Annotated in this window: 8 protein-coding genes; 3 read left to right on the top strand and 5 right to left on the bottom strand. The window is 57.4% G+C overall.

Features of this window, described 5'->3' with window-relative positions; translation table 11 throughout:
- Positions 1-3: 3 nt before the first annotated feature.
- The 3 genes from ACWR1S_RS08715 to recQ all read right to left on the bottom strand — a co-directional run bounded on the left by ACWR1S_RS08715 (position 4) and on the right by recQ (position 4865).
- Entirely contained in the window at positions 4-1776 is a 1773-nt protein-coding gene (locus tag ACWR1S_RS08715) for a FimV/HubP family polar landmark protein (RefSeq protein ID WP_454563204.1), read from the bottom strand.
- Between the two features lie 127 nt (positions 1777-1903).
- The gene (locus ACWR1S_RS08710) at positions 1904-2338 is read right to left on the bottom strand and encodes a MarR family transcriptional regulator (protein WP_007919713.1); all 435 of its coding nucleotides are present in this window, start codon (positions 2336-2338) and stop codon (positions 1904-1906) included.
- A gap of 397 nt (positions 2339-2735) precedes the next feature.
- The gene (recQ, locus tag ACWR1S_RS08705) at positions 2736-4865 is read right to left on the bottom strand and encodes a DNA helicase RecQ (RefSeq protein WP_454563203.1); all 2130 of its coding nucleotides are present in this window, start codon (positions 4863-4865) and stop codon (positions 2736-2738) included.
- A gap of 377 nt (positions 4866-5242) precedes the next feature.
- On the opposite strand from recQ, the gene ACWR1S_RS08700 reads away from it, so the two are divergent.
- From ACWR1S_RS08700 to ACWR1S_RS08690, 3 genes are all read left to right on the top strand, one after another.
- Positions 5243-5830 carry a UPF0149 family protein gene (locus ACWR1S_RS08700; protein ID WP_016984205.1) on the top strand — a complete coding sequence of 196 codons (588 nt, stop codon included), beginning with the start codon at positions 5243-5245 and terminating at the stop codon, positions 5828-5830.
- Between the two features lie 10 nt (positions 5831-5840).
- Entirely contained in the window at positions 5841-6236 is a 396-nt protein-coding gene (locus ACWR1S_RS08695; protein WP_212622726.1) for a YbaN family protein, read from the top strand.
- A 248-nt stretch (positions 6237-6484) separates the two neighbouring features.
- The gene (locus ACWR1S_RS08690; RefSeq protein ID WP_454563202.1) at positions 6485-11005 is read left to right on the top strand and encodes an Ig-like domain-containing protein; all 4521 of its coding nucleotides are present in this window, start codon (positions 6485-6487) and stop codon (positions 11003-11005) included.
- A 61-nt stretch (positions 11006-11066) separates the two neighbouring features.
- On the opposite strand, the gene ACWR1S_RS08685 is transcribed toward ACWR1S_RS08690, so the two are convergent.
- Positions 11067-13181 carry an autotransporter outer membrane beta-barrel domain-containing protein gene (locus ACWR1S_RS08685; RefSeq protein WP_454563201.1) on the bottom strand — a complete coding sequence of 705 codons (2115 nt, stop codon included), beginning with the start codon at positions 13179-13181 and terminating at the stop codon, positions 11067-11069.
- A 350-nt stretch (positions 13182-13531) separates the two neighbouring features.
- Complete coding sequence (locus ACWR1S_RS08680) at positions 13532-15475, bottom strand: hypothetical protein (RefSeq protein ID WP_454563200.1); 1944 nt, start codon at positions 15473-15475, stop codon at positions 13532-13534.
- Positions 15476-15603 lie beyond the last annotated feature (128 nt).

Raw genomic sequence — 15603 nt, 5'->3', positions numbered from 1 at the left:
GTATTAGCGAATCCCCGCCAGCAACGTTCGCGCCGTTTGCTTCAACGGCTCATCACCTTCCTTGAGTAGTTCGTTGAGCAACGCAATCGCACTGTCGATATCGCCGTCATCGATGCACGTCTGCGCCTGTTCGAGCTTTCCGGAATTTTCATCGTGTACCGGCTCCGCTGCCGGCAAATCCAGCGGTTGCAACGCCAGTGACGGCTCGGGATCAGCAAACTCATTGAGAAAATCTTCATCCAGCGGCTCGGTGTCCGATTCAGGGATCCACTCAAGCTCGGCCTCTTCGCCGGGCTCGGACAATTCAAAGTCCTGAGGCAGAACTTGCAGCCCGGAGCCGAGCGCCGAGGTGTCTGCCGGTGGCTCATCGGTGGCCGAGCGACTGTCTTCCAGGTCCCAACTGGCATCCATCGACAACTCGCCCAGATTCAACTCGAAATCATCTGCAGGCACTGGGGGTGCAGCGACAATCGGTGTAGCCGCAATAACCGGCGGCACCGCAGCCAACGGTGCGCCACCTGTCAGTTTCGGGTGGCGGGCGCGAACCTCCTGCAACGTCTGGGCATCCACACCCAGCTCACGCAAATGACTTTCCTGTTGTTCATACGCGGCGCTGTCACCCTGGCGTCCCAGCACTTCGAGCAACTGTAAACCGATATCGCTGCGCGCAGGCTCCTTGTGCAACGCATCGCGCAGCAACCCCGCCGCTTCGCCCAGTCGGCCATAGGCCAGATAGATCCCCACCGCCTCCAGCACATCGCCAGCCGCCGGTTCTTCTCGGTGTTCGGCTGAAGCGCGGGTTCTGACGGGGTCTGCAGTTTCGGCTTCAGCGAAGTCCGCCTCGTGACCTTGCGGCAACAGGGGCAGCGGCTCGGTAATCTGCAACTGTTGTTGCCGTCGACGGTGCACAAACAACCCGGCCAATGCCCCCAACAACAGCAACAGGCCGCCGAGCCATGGCCAGTTCAATCCGTCATCACTGGATTCGACCGGTGCCACCACTGGCGCAGGAGCAGGTGCCGGGGTCACCACGGTCGGTGGCGGGGTTTTCTGAAGCTCGACCAGCCGTGTTTGCAGGTCAGTGATCTGCTTTTTGCCGTCGGCAACCTGTACATCCTGTGTCTGCAGTTTTGCATTCAGTTCGTCGACGGTTTTCTGCAGTTGCTGATTCAGCAACACACTGGCGGCCAACTGCTCGGCCACTGCATCGTCGGCGGGCGGAGTTACAAGCGTGGGCGCTGGCACGGTATCGCGCCTGGCTTGAGGCGACTGCGGCGCAGCCACGACAGGCTCGACAGTGGGAAACGCGGAGGATTGCGCACGTGGATCCGGCTCATCCGTGGCCGGCACGATACCCGGCGTACCCGGTGGATCGATCAACACCGTGTACTCACGCAGCAAACGGCCATTGGGTTGATCGAGTTGCACGAGGAAATTCAGGAAGGGTTCGTTGACCGGTTTGCTGGAAGTCACCCGGATCATCTGGCGATTGCCATGCAGGATCGGGACGAATTTGAGGTCGTTGAGGAAGAACACCCGCTCGCCCCCGGCCTCGGCGAACTCATCCGCCGTGGCCAGGCGCGCTGCCAGATCGCTTGGCGTCAGCCCGCCGACATCGACCAACGCGATGTCGGCCTTGAGCGGCTGATTGAGGCCTGAATGGACGGTGATATCACCCAGCCCCAAGGCCATCGACCAGGCCGAATAACTGAATACACCAGCGACCAGCAGCCATTTGGCGCCGCCGCGCAGTACCACGTGCCGACTTGCGAGCATGAGCATCCCTTAAATAAGCAAAACCGACTTCTATGCGTTCGCACATCCGGTACGAACACGATATTGCCCAGTAGTTCTTATAGTCGGCTCAGCGCGATCTCTCAAAGATACGGCAGGGGGATGTGCCTCAAGATTTTTCCAGGTTGGCCAGAATGTGCCCGTGAACCCGCATGCACACCTTCAAATCCGCTTCGTCGACACCTTCGAACAACTCATGGCGCAGCTGCGTGGCAATGGTTTCGATTTGTTCGATCAGCGGCAGGGCCGGTGCGCAGAGGACGATTTTTTTCGCCCGGCGGTCTTCCATCACGGACTGGCGTTGCACCAGGCCCTGGCTTTCCAGACTATCGAGCAAGCGGGCAAGGGTCGGGCCTTCGACGCCGACGCTCTGCGCCAGCTCCCGCTGGGTCGGCGCCTCTTCGAAGCGCGCCAGATGCAGCAGCACCAGCCAGCGCGCCTGGGACAAACCCAGGCCGGCCAGCCGACGGTCCAGTTCAGCACGCCAGCCACGGGACATTTGGGCCAGTTGCATGCCAAAGCGGTGTTGATCGGTTAACGGCATAAAACACTCACGGTTAGACTGAAAAATAAAGAATTTCTAATTATTAGCCAGCTAAGCATGAGCTGCAGTTATAGGCAAGTGGCGGTCTGTACTGAATCGTTACATCTTAAAAGCCCCTCACCCTAGCCCTCTCCCAGAGGGAGAGGGGACTGAATGGGGGATGCTTTAGATATTCAGCGACTTGACGGTGCTTTGCTGAATCCGGAATTGGCAGGCCCTAGCCCTCTCCCAGAGGGAGAGGGAACTTAATGGGGGATATTTGGCAGTTACGCCGACGTGGCAGATCGGCGCTGAATCCATAATCGACTCGGTCATTCAGGTCGATGTATAGCGCAAGACACCTCGGTCGGCCCCCTCTCCCTCTGGGAGAGGGCTGGGGTGAGGGTGCTCAGGCGAATTACATTTCGAATTCGGATTGCAACGCAGCCCGCACACAATACAGCACGCCCTCCGGAACGCGGCCGGCAAACAATTCGGCAATTTCGGCGACCGACGGCAACTCACCCTCACCATCAAGGAACGCGTCCTGGACTTCGCCCATCAACTCTTCCGGCAAATCCAGCGCCTGCTCCAGCGACAACTGCTGCTTGCCGATCGCCTCGGCGAGCATGGTGTAGACGTTCTTTTCCGAGCACTGCAACTGACCGGCGATCTGCAGCGGCGTCATGCCCGCACGAGCCAAAGTGATCAACTCGTGGCGAACGTCGGCGACCGCTTTCGGTGCCTCGACTTCGCCGCCAAGCACTTCGAGGAACGCATCACCGTAGCGCTCCAGCTTGCGCGCGCCGACACCGCTGACCCGGGCCATTTCCGCCAGCGAGGTCGGCTGACTGCGGAGCATTTCCAGCAGCGTCGAGTCGGGGAAGATGACGTACGGTGGCACACCATGCTCTTCCGCCAGTTTGCGGCGCAGCGCGCGCAGGGCTTCCCACTGTTCGCGCTCTTCGCCGCGCACCAGTTGGCTGGCCGGGCTCTTGCTGCCGCTTTTGGCGGTAACTTGCGGCTTGAGGTCGCGGCGCAGTTCCAGACTCACTTCGCCCTTGAGCAATGGTCGGCAGCTGTCATTCAGACGCAGGCCGCCATAGCCTTCGTGATCGACATCTGCCAGACCGCGTGCGACCAATTGGCGGAACAGCGAGCGCCACTCGCTCTCGCTCAGTGCCTTGCCAACGCCGTACACCGACAGGTGTTGATGGCCGAAGCTGCGGACTTTTTCGTTGTCCTTGCCCAGCAACACATCGACCAGATGACCGACGCCATAACGCTGGCCGGTGCGGAAAATCGCCGACAATGCCTGACGTGCAGGTTCGGTAGCGTCCCAGGTCTGCACGCCGTCGACGCAGTTGTCGCAATGGCCGCACGGCTCGGGCATGTCCTCATCGAAATACGCGAGCAGGGTCTGACGACGGCAGCGGGTTTCTTCACAGAGCGACAGCATGGCGTCAAGTTTGTGTTGCTCCAGACGCTTGTGCCGCTCGTCGCCTTCGGAGTTCTGCAGCATCTGCTTGAGCATCACCACGTCTTGCAGACCGTAGGCCATCCACGCGTCCGCCGGCAGACCGTCACGGCCGCCGCGCCCGGTTTCCTGGTAATACGCCTCAAGGGATTTCGGCAAATCGAGGTGCGCGACGAAGCGCACGTTGGGCTTGTCGATGCCCATGCCGAACGCCACGGTGGCGACCATGATCAGGCCTTCCTCATTGAGGAAACGCTTCTGATTGAAGGCACGCAGATCGTTGGGCAGACCGGCGTGATAAGGCAGTGCCGGGAAACCCTGCTCGCTCAAAAACGTTGCGACTTCTTCGACTTTCTTGCGCGACAGGCAATAAACGATGCCGGCATCGCTGCGTCGTTCGGCGAGGAACGCCAGCAACTGCTTGCGCGGCTGCTCTTTGGGCACGATGCGGTAAAAGATGTTCGGTCGGTCGAAGCTCGACAGAAAGCGCTCGGCGTTCTGCAAGTGCAGTCGGGTGACGATTTCTTCGCGGGTACGCTTGTCGGCGGTGGCGGTCAAGGCAATGCGCGGTACGTCGGGGAACATCTCGGCCAACTGGCCCAGTTGCAGGTATTCCGGACGGAAATCGTGGCCCCATTGCGATACGCAATGCGCTTCATCGATGGCGAACAGCGCAATGTTCAGGCTTTGCAAGAACGACAGCATGCGCGGCTGCACCAGGCGTTCGGGCGCCAGATACAACATTTTCACTTCGCCGCGCTTGATCCGCGTGGCGAGGTCACGCTGCTGCTCGGCGCTCAAGGTGGAGTTCAGCGCGGCAGCGGCCACGCCCAGCTCTTCAAGGGTGGCGACCTGATCGTCCATCAGTGCGATCAGCGGCGACACCACCACTGCCAGGCCCTCGCGCAACAGCGCCGGCACCTGAAAGCACAGCGACTTGCCACCACCGGTAGGCATCAGCACCAGCGCATCACCGCCGCTGGCCACGCGCTCAATGATTGCACCCTGACGGCCACGGAAACTGTCGTAGCCGAAGATGTCCTTGAGGACGCGTTGAGCCTGTTCGAGCATAAAAACTCCAAAAATCTACCGATACATCCCTGCGCAGGCTGGTTCAGAACAGCCGGAGCTGCTTAAACAAAACGTAAGAACGCATTACGTGACACGCGCAATGCGGGCAGGGATCGCAAAACGCGGCAGTATACCCGAGGCCTTCCCTGCACAGGGCGACACCCGTCGATACAATCGCTGATACCTGTGTAGGAGCTGCCGAAGGCTGCGATCTTTTGATCTTGTCTTTGTTAAAAGCAAATCAAAAGATCGCAGCCTTCGGCAACTCCTACAGGGTGTATGCAGGGTATGGCAGGTCAAATCTGCCATGCGGCTGGCTTGAGCGCGCAAGAAGGCCTAGAATTCCCGCATTGTTTATTCCCCAAGGTAGCCCCGTAATGTCCTTCGCTGAGCAACTGACCCGCCTGCAAGTTTTCCTCGACGCCGACGAGCTGCATGACGAGGCGCTGGATTACGTGGCCGCTCACGGCTACCTGACCGCGCTGTCGATCTGCGCCGAAGACGTACCGGAGCGTGAGTGGATCGACGCCCTGTTCGCCGAAGAACCGCATTACAGCAGCGACGCCCAGCGCGAAGAGATCGAAGCCACGCTGATCGGCCTCAAGGCCCACATCGCCCGTCAACTGGCCTCGGATGAAGAGTTCGAACTGCCATGCGAACTGGATCTGGGTGACGAGCCGGACGATTCCGAACTGCGCGGCTGGTGCATCGGCTTCATGGAAGGCGTGTTCCTGCGTGAAGCCGCCTGGTTCGAAACCGCCGAAGAAGAAGTCAGCGAAATGCTCCTGCCGATCATGGTCGGTTCGGGCCTGTTCGACGAACAGCCGGAATTCGAAGACATCGCCAAAGACGCCAACCTGATGGATGACATGATCGTGCAGATCCCGGAAGCCCTGACCGCGCTGTACCTGCTGTGCCAGGCGCCCGACGAAAAACCGGCGATCCTCAAGCCACGTCACCACTAAGATCCGGCCTATGGACAACCCCATAGGCAACCGCCCCCTGATGTTGCGCTACTTGCTGCTGGCCGTCGGCTGGCTCAGCGTGGCATTGGGGGTGATCGGGATTTTCCTGCCCGTCCTGCCTACCACGCCTTTCCTTCTGCTCGCCGCGGCTTGCTTCGCGCGCAGCTCTCCGCGTTTCTATCAATGGCTGGTCGAGCATCCACGACTCGGGCCATGGATCCGCGATTACCTCGATGGCAACGGCATTCCGCTCAAGGGCAAGGTCTACGCGATCGGGCTGATGTGGGCAAGTATCCTGTTCTCGTGCTACCTGGTGCCACTGCCGTGGGCGCGGGGTTTCATGCTGACCAGTGCGGTGTTAGTGACGGTCTATATCGTGCGGCAGAAGACACTTCGCAAGCCTTGAACGCCGCTGAATGGCGAGCGGAAAACGGCGCCTGGTTGATACCACTCGTCTGATTCCCATCCGCACCTGTCAGATCTGACAGGTGCGCAAATCGATCCACACAGGTTCAATCACTCCATCAACCGACTGGAGTGCATTTCCATGTTCGCCAACGCCCCCGAGCCTGAAAGCGCTCTGATCCTCACTGAGCCTGACTTCACCGGTCGTCGCCACGCAACGCCTGAATTCTCGTCAAGAGGAGTTGCCTGATGCCTTCTCAGCAGAATTTTCGCTTCCCTCCCCTCACGGAAAGCAACGCAACACTGGCGTTGCGTCCCGTGCTGATTCCAGGAATGCACGAGCCGGTGCAGGATGGCGATGGCGGTATCAATATCCAGATCGCCACCGGCGACCCTGACGGCTTGCAGTGCGTCATCAATCCTTATGGGCACCCCATGAGCGAGGGTGACAAACTCGAGATTTATTGCAACGGCACGAAAGTGCGCGAACGATTCGTCGAGGCCGACGAAGTCAACCAACGGGTGTTCTTCCATCTACCGACGCCTACAGAATCGGGGTGGCTTGAAAACTGCCACTATGTGCTGACCCGCGCGGGCGCAACTGTATCCGACCCGCCCTCGGCGGCCTTGCGGATATGGATCAAGCTTTACAAGCCGGGTGACTTCGACAGGGAGCCGCAAGATCCCGACGGCCATTCACGGCTGGCCATCGTGCAACTGCCGCCCGAGCTGGTCCAACAGGGCGTGATAGACGCCGAATGGGCCAAAAGAGGTGTGCGGGCCACAATCCCTCATTATGTGTTTAGCACGCGTAACGATCAGGTCCGTTTACAGTTGGGCGACTACTGGCTCCCCGCGCACCGCATCACGCAGGCGCAAGCCGAAGGCCAGCAACCGATCGAAATCCTCATCGATCAAGACGCCATTCTCGGCGCCGGCGACGGTCTCAAACAGGAAATCAAATACTTCATCAATGACGAGGTCTGGAACTGGGCCGACCGCCACTCAAAACGCACCGCCATCGACGTGGACGCGGGCGGCCGGCGCCTGGAAGCCCCCATCATCAAGGAAGCCGTCAACGGCGTCATTACCATCAGGGATTTGAACAAACTGCCGGTGACGATCCAGATCCCTGTCAGCAGCCCGGAATTCGCTGTGGGCGACAGTGTGAAAATGACCTTCATCGGCACGCCGCCGGATAACGCTGAGCCGATCATCTGCAGTGAAACCCGCGTCATTGACAACGTCCCCTCGGTGATGGAAATCCCGGTGCCCTATGAGCTGATCAGGGCCATCGCCGATGGTCGCGCCGATGCGTCTTATATCCGCTACAAAAAGGACGGTGGCGACCCGCTGTCTTCCAAGCGCGCCTTTGCCGATGTAGTCGGCGACGTCAACATCCTCCCGGAACCGAGCATTCGAGAATTGATAGGCGATACCCTCGAACCGGACGAGCTTTACGCCACTGTCGACGTGCGCTACGACATGAAAAATGGCGACTTGATCTGCCTGATATGGTCCGGCATCAAGTCCAATGGCGATGACTATCTGCATGAAGTTCCGCATATCGTCAGCGACAACGAAGCCAAGGAAGGCCTGGTCACGTTCTACATCGATTCCGAGCACTTCAGTGTGCTGGATAACGGCAGGCTCGACCTTTCCTATGTGGTCGCGAACGATGCACCCGGCCTCCTCGGCATCAGGGAATCCGAGCGGTTGCTGGCCAACGTCGGGAAGATCCGCGCGACGCTGCCCAAACCTGTCGTCGAGGAGGCCGAGCCGCCGGGGGATGTGCTGGATCCGTCGAAGGTGTTCGATATTGTCCATGTGCTGATCGCCGAAGCGAACACCCTCAAGGGTGATGTACTGACTTATTACTGGCGCAGTCTCAATCCCTTTGCCAGTACCAGCGACTGGTTGCCCATCACCACAGTCACTGCTGGTCAACCGGTACGGTTTCGGGTGGATGCAGAGTTTGTGACGGCCAACATCGGCCATTACGTGAATGTGCGCTACACGGTATTGCGTGCCTCGAACACACGGTACGAGTACTCGGCCACGCTTGATTTGCTCATAGGGGAACTGGTCGGTGAGTTACCGCCGCCGGAGGTGATACAGGCCCCCGACAAAACGCTCAACCCAATGGATGGGTTGAACGGCGTAGACATCAACGCCAGTTACTCCAGCATGAACCCGGACCGGGACATGCTCCGTTTAAAGTGGTTAGGAACGCCCGGCGCGGGCACCTCCGATGATCTGGAGTTGCCGGGCAGCCCCACAGGCAGCGTTCAATTCCATTTACCCCAGGCGGTGGTCGGCGCCAATATTGGTAGAAGAGTGTCAGTTGAATATGAAGTAACGCGGTACACCATCACAACGCCTTCGCAAATGCTGGACTTGTATGTTTCAGACTTCCAGGACCCCGAAAACGAACTGCCCCACCCGCAAGTACCTCAGGCACAGAACAATGTCCTCGATCTGATGACCTTCAGCGGGGATGCAAAAGCACTGCTCGCGACATGGCCCTACATTGCATTGAAACAGCGCCTCTGGTTCTACCTGACAGGACAAACCACCTCAGGCGCCCCCCTGACTCTCCCACTGATCACCGGTCTGGAAATAACCCCGACGCAAGTCAGCAACGGACTCAGCGAGACCTTGCTTAGAAGCGAGCTGATGAAACTGGGGCACTCCACACCCGCCAACGTGATCTGCAAAGTGGCCTTCGATGGCGATATCAAAGAGGACAATGCCTGCATCTTTCCACAACTGCCCTTGACCATCAGAACCCGCTACGACTACGTGCAACCGGTCATCACCGGCGTGACGGACTCGCGGGGCGATGTCGAAGAGGCCGGCAAAACCCGCGATGAAAGGGTCACCGTCACCGGCACGGCCACCCGGGGCGAATCGGTCGAGCTGTTCGATAATGCGACGATATCAATGGGCGCCGCGCTGGTGGGAGCCGACAGTATCTGGCGCCGCGAGATCGGTCCATTGACCGAGAAACCCTACAGCATCACCGCCAAGGCCCTGTATGACGCCGACCCGGTGTCCAGCCCGCCCAGAACGTTTACCGTCAAATTCGCCCAGACCCCGGAAATTCTCTCGGTTACTGACTCGCGGGGAACCGTCGCTGAAGGGGCGACCACCTATGACAACAGTGTCCTGGTGGCTGGCAGCGCGACGCCAAACCTGCAGATTCAGTTACAGGAGAATAATCAGCCGGGCCCAACCCTTGATGTCGATGACAAGGGCAACTGGAACCACCGCTTCAACAATCTCAAAGTGCAGCCCTACAGCCTTGTTGCCAAGGCCTTATACGATATCGATCCGGCGCTGAGCCCGCCGCGAACATTCAACGTGGCACAAGCGGTTACACCGACGATTTCCAGGGTCAGTGATATCCGCGGTGAAATCGCCCTCGATGGCACCACTTACTACCGGACCGTCACCCTGACGGGCAAGGCCAGCCCGAATGAAAAGATTATTCTGCGCAACGCCGGCACGGCCATCGATACGATAAATGTCACCGCCAGCGGCGATTGGGAATACGTTTTCAATAACCTGAGCCTTTCGACCACTTACAGCCTCACCGCACTGGGCGACTATGGCAGCAATCCAGAGTCGAGCCCGCCACGAGTCTTTTCTGTTGCAGCCTTTGTTTCACCGACGATTACCACGGTCACTGACTCGGTCGGCGCGGTGGCGCCGAATGGAATGACTTATGACAACGCGGTCACCGTCAAAGGCGAAGCCACCCCGCGCGAGCAGATCCAGATGTACAACAACGGCACTGCCGTCGGCTCGCCGGTCAACGTCAATGCCGATAAACAATGGACGGCGTCTGTCACAAGTTTGGCGATCGGCGACCAAAGCCTCAAGGCCCGGGCCCTGTATGCCGCGGTTCCGGTGGAAAGCCCGGCGCGAGACTTCAAAGTCGCCGCCCACATCGCGCCGACGTTGACGTCTGTGCATGACGGCATCAGTGAAATCGGCAATGGCGGGCAAACCAAAAGCACGTCGGTGACCCTGCGCGGTACGGTCACCCCGAATTATCAGGTCCAGATTTACGACAACAACAACCCAAGGCACACAGTAACTGCCAACGGAAGCAACTGGAGCACGACGCTATCGGTAGCTCTGCACGGCCATGTGGTTAAAGTAAAAGCACTCAGCACCGGGCAGGATTCCAATAGCCGGAACTTCACTGTGATCTCGCCGATTCCGCCGCTGAATTTCAACACGGCAAGCGTGACATTGAGTGGCAGGTGTTACCTCATTCCTGGCTGGGCTGCATATCCAAATTTTGGTCCGGGCACATATGTACATCACACGGCAAACGGCGGCGTCCCCCCCTATCGTTACACGTCGAGTAACAACAACGTCGCGGCGGTAGACGGTTCAGGGTTGGTGACTGTCAGAGGTAATGGAGTCGCAACAATCACTGTCATCGACAACGCAAGCCAGTCCAAGGGCTACAACGTTCATGTCACAGGGGTGAAATTCGTTGTGGGACTGGACGGTGGAAACTGGAACACGATCAGAGACAGGGCAGCAGCCCGAGGAAAGCGATTGCCGTCAATGGGTGAGTTGCGGGAAATCCATAACACCTGGGGTGGCCGTTGGCCGATGGGGAACTATTTGTACTGGGCCGCTGACTCCGCAGGTGGTTGGCCAGCTCGGTACTGGTTAAAAAATCTGGTCAATGGTGCAGAAGGGCACGTCCAGTACTACGGATCTGGCTTGGGAGTGGGCATTGACCCTTAGGGATAAAAAAACGCCCCACAAATCGTGGGGCGCCTTCACTTGGGGTCACCCTGATGGCTCTTTACCAAAAATATCGCAATCCCAGATTCACCCCGTAAGGCTGTTCAATATGCTTCCCCTTGGCATAATCCAGGTCGAAATGCATCTGCCACCGCTGGGACATCGCCACCGCCACGCCCGCGCCGAACTCGGCCCGGGAGCCGGACAAGTCATTGTTGAACACGTTGTTGTTGACCTTCACTTCGTTGTTCGACGCGAACTCATGCGCAACCGCCGCACGCACATAAGGCTGGGCGACAGCGCCGTTGGCGAGAGCGAAGTTACGTCCGAACGTCGCACCGGCCTTGCCGAGCAGTGAGCGCATACGATCACCGTCGGCCTCCATGTCGTTGTCCAGCGTGTAGTGTTTGCCCTGGATCTGCACGGCCGACCATTGCATGAACGGTTCGACGAAGTAGTTGTTGGCCAGTTTGAAATGCCGACCGAATTCGGCGGAACCGCCTACACCCCAGTTGTCGTAATCACCTTTGGTGCGGCTGCCGTCGCTCAGGTTGACCTTGGACTCGTTGCGAAAACGGTTGAACTTGAGCACGCCATCGAAGTAATAACCGGTGACACTGTCGAGCCAAGTGACGTAAGGCCCGAAGTAGTAGCTTTTCACCGTACCCGAGGTGCCACGATCAAGGTCCAGCTTGGACTCACTCGTGCCGGCGAGTATCCCGAACAGCACCGGGCTTTCGCCCAACCGGGCATCGGCGCCAAAGGACAAGCCCTGTTGCGACTGCTGATAGCCCACGCCCGAGCCATCGGCAACGTTGTACTTGTTGCCGTAGGTGCGGATCCAGCCGCCGGCCTGGCCGCCGTTGAAACGCAGTTCGCCCATGCGGCTGCGCAACGAACTCAACTCGCCGTACCACACGGTCGGGGCGGTGTTGAACAAGGCCAGTACCGAGCGCGCGCCGGGGCTGATGACTTCGGTGGTCGGGTCGAGAAACCACTCTTTCTTCCCGTCGGTCTCCCGACTGGCCAGGCTGTAGGACCAGGTGCCGACATCAACCCGTTGATCGCCAGCCAAGGCAAAGTTCGCACCGTCGGTGCCGGTACGCACCAGCGTCAACGCCTGCGGCGAAGCGGCGTCCAGCCCGGAGGCCGCCACTGCCAGCGCGAAGTCCCCTGCCGAAGCACCGATGACATTGAGAAAATCATGCTCACCACTGGCGAAATTGCCCTTCATTGCAAAGGTCCCATTGCCGGAAAGTGAGCCGACATTGAGCGTGTAATACGTACCGGGAGCGTCCTGGGCGCCAAAGGTGACGGTGCCACCGTTCATGCCCAGTGCACCGATCGAATCGTTGCCGGTGGTTGTCCAGTTGGAATTTCTGTTGACGTTCACGCTGTCGACATTGTCAAGGCGCCCGGTGAATTGTGAGAGGTTGTCCAGCGTGACAGTAGCGGTAGAGCTGCCATCGACCAGCACGTCCCCGGTTATTCTCCCTTGGTCGAAAACGAGATTGGCCGTGCTGTTATCCGCCACGCTGATGTTGCCATTCAGCGTGCTGTCGGCAACGGTCATGCTGGCGGTGGATGAGCCTTGAACATCCAGTAATCTGCCGTTGCCAGCGAGAACGCTGGAACCGTTGGAGACGACTATCGTGGCCTGAGTCCCGCGATCCACCAGAATCGCAGAACCGCTGACACCTTGCACCGTCGAGTTATCCAGCGACAAGGTAGGACCGCCCACGTTGGCAGCGTCATTGACCATCCGCACACCTGTCGCTTGACCGGTGATGGTCGTGCGCGCGGAAGCACTCACCTCGCCACCAAGGATATTTACACCTATGCCATCGCTGGCCGCGCCCATGATTTGCGTATTGCTCAATGACAGGGAACTCAGCCCTGTGACCTGTGACCCAATCAGTTGTCCACTGACCTGGCTATTGGACACCGTCACCTTGGATCCGCCAGCCGCGACACTGGAACGGTTGACCGCCAGCCCGATGTCATCACTGGTCACGGTCGTTTGATCAATGGTTGCCTGACTGCTGGTCACTGTTACGCCATCACCACCGTTGTTACCGACGATGGTGGCGCCATTGAGGTTTAACAACGATCCGGACTGCGCCGTGATCGATCGGGTATTGGCGCCGGAAGCGTTCAAAACGCCATTGTTGCGCACCAGATAGTCGGTAGACGCAGCCGATGAATCGATATCCAGCGTGGTGTTATCGACGATAGTTGCCGAATGTGCAAAACCTGCGAAAAAAAAAACGGCCGGTAGGCAGAGCGATACTCCGAACCTGCCTGTTGGAAAAACGCGAATGTGTGATACATCCAACATGTTCATGATTGATTCACCTCAAAATAATTACAGGCCAAAGCAGCTCCGTAGCGTTAGCGGGCGTACATTAACGTTACCTACTCCCTGAAAATGTAGGAAAAGTCCTCAATACACATTAGAAAAGTCCTAGCGCTTGGTAATCCTTATAAGAAAAAGGGAGGCATTTAATGCCTCCCAGACTTCGAATATCAGATATCACACACTGATCCATCACCCTTTTTCATGTGCACCCTGACAAGATGTCGCTGAGCTGGCACCGGGCGTCCGTCAATCATTGCCGTGTAAGTTATATCGCCCCACGCACTCTCCGTTGCCAAAATTTTCTGATAGGGAATTTTCACGATAAACCCGGCATTCGCTTCCTGTAACGATGGCGTATATGTGACCTTTTCTTCAGTACCAGGTTTTTTATTAGTACCTGCCGAATCGATATAACCCTGATAGATAAATTCCAGTGTCTGATCGGCCAACTGTGGTTCGCGACCAGAAACCAGCACTTCCGCACACTTTACAAGTACCGCATCTGATTGCAGGGAGGCACAGTTGAACCAATCGGTGGTGAAATCTAGATCCAGGTGCTGAAACTTAACTTCTGGAACAACACCGGGCCGAATAGCCACATCGACATTTCGGGGCTGTGAGCGGACCTCATTATCATTGATATCAGGGTTGGTAATTTTATAGGTGACTGGCAGCGGGTTACCGTTGCCGCCCACGTCCACAACTTCCCAAAGAACATCGAACGTCAAATTTCCGGTTTCCGTACCGTTCAGTTCTTTAACGCCACCTTGCGCCTGCGTGACCTCGACGCCTTTCCATATCAGCGTCATGATGTCTCCATCTTTGACACCAGCAAAAACAGCTACAGTTACACCGACATTACCAACCGAGTCGGCAGCCGTCAGAATGTTCGGGGCATTACCACCCGTACCTTGCACAGTAACCAGAGCCAGATTGGGATCCGGGTTTTCTCCACCGTCACCGTCTCCAGGCCGGCGCAGATCGACATCGACATCTTTTGCAGGCGCCGCTGTTCCTAATGGGAAGCGCAGGTTATGGCGTTTGATCCGATAACTGACGGCTACCTTTTTTGCATCCAGGTCGCCGTTGAATACATCCCGGTAAGGAATGTTCACATAGAATGGAAAGGCATTGATTTTCTGCGCCGGTTGCACGATATCGTCATATGTCACTTCCAGTTCGTCGATATCAGCCAGGTAGTTTGTGTACTCAGCCAGAATACCAACCCCCAGTGGCGCCTGAGCATCAGCCAGATCCACCAGTTTTGGAGCTGCGTCGTCATCAAAGAGCGGAATGCTGGGTTCCAGAAGCCCTTCGGGTGGTTCGGTCAGAGTGACATTAAGCTCGGTGTAATATTGTGGTGTATTGCGGTTGCCCTTACGGTCGCTGAGGTAATAAAAAATCGATCTTAAACCTTCCTCGGTACCGACCAGCGCGGGAGTCAATTCAAACGTGATCGGAGCTGTGACGTCCGTTATGGTCCAATCGCCAACCAGCGTCGGGGTTGGCAAACTTGAGCCAAAATAGCATTCAACGAAGTCGCCGAGCTTTTTACTCCCATAGTTTGGAATGGTGATCAATACAAAACCGTTATCATCGAGGTATTTTTTTGTAATACCATCTCTTTCCACCTCGGGAGGAACAGTCGCCTTGCCGAAAGCTATCGGTGCTGTTGTATCAATATTGATTTCAAGGGGTGTTACAGCAGACGGATTACCACCGAAGTTCAACACATAACTCAGCTCATGAGGCCCCGGGGCCGATGTGTAGCCTGAAGGCAAAACAAGATTAAATTCGGTAGTACCTGCATCAACGGGTGTTTCGAAAGTTTCTCGAGTCGAACGTATGCGGGTGCCGTCCCACATTAGTTCAAGATATCCTTCAACTTTGTTTGGATCATCCGCCTCGGCAAATCGCGGGATCTGCACCTTCAGAGGAAACCCTTGAAAGCTTGAATGCAGTTGGTTGGGACTATCATCCGGTTCATTATCCAGCAACGGATTATCCGGATGAAGTTTCGGTGGTAGGGCTGCAGCTTTCGGACTGCGAAAACGAACACCAAAAAAACGTTCGCGATTCTGCGCCGGTGTCAATGAGTGAAAACTTTTCATCTTCTATCATCCTCTCAGCAACTTGATTGACTGGCACAGGGCAAACAACCGCCTTGCCAGAGTTATTACACAATGACTGCATGGGTTAAACAGAATTTAAATAGAACCTGAAACCAACTTCGACCGAT

It is taken from the genome of Pseudomonas sp. AIG, from assembly GCF_977020205.1.
The sequence above is the reverse complement of the archived record's forward strand: the minus strand, read 5'-3'. Positions and strand labels throughout refer to the sequence as shown.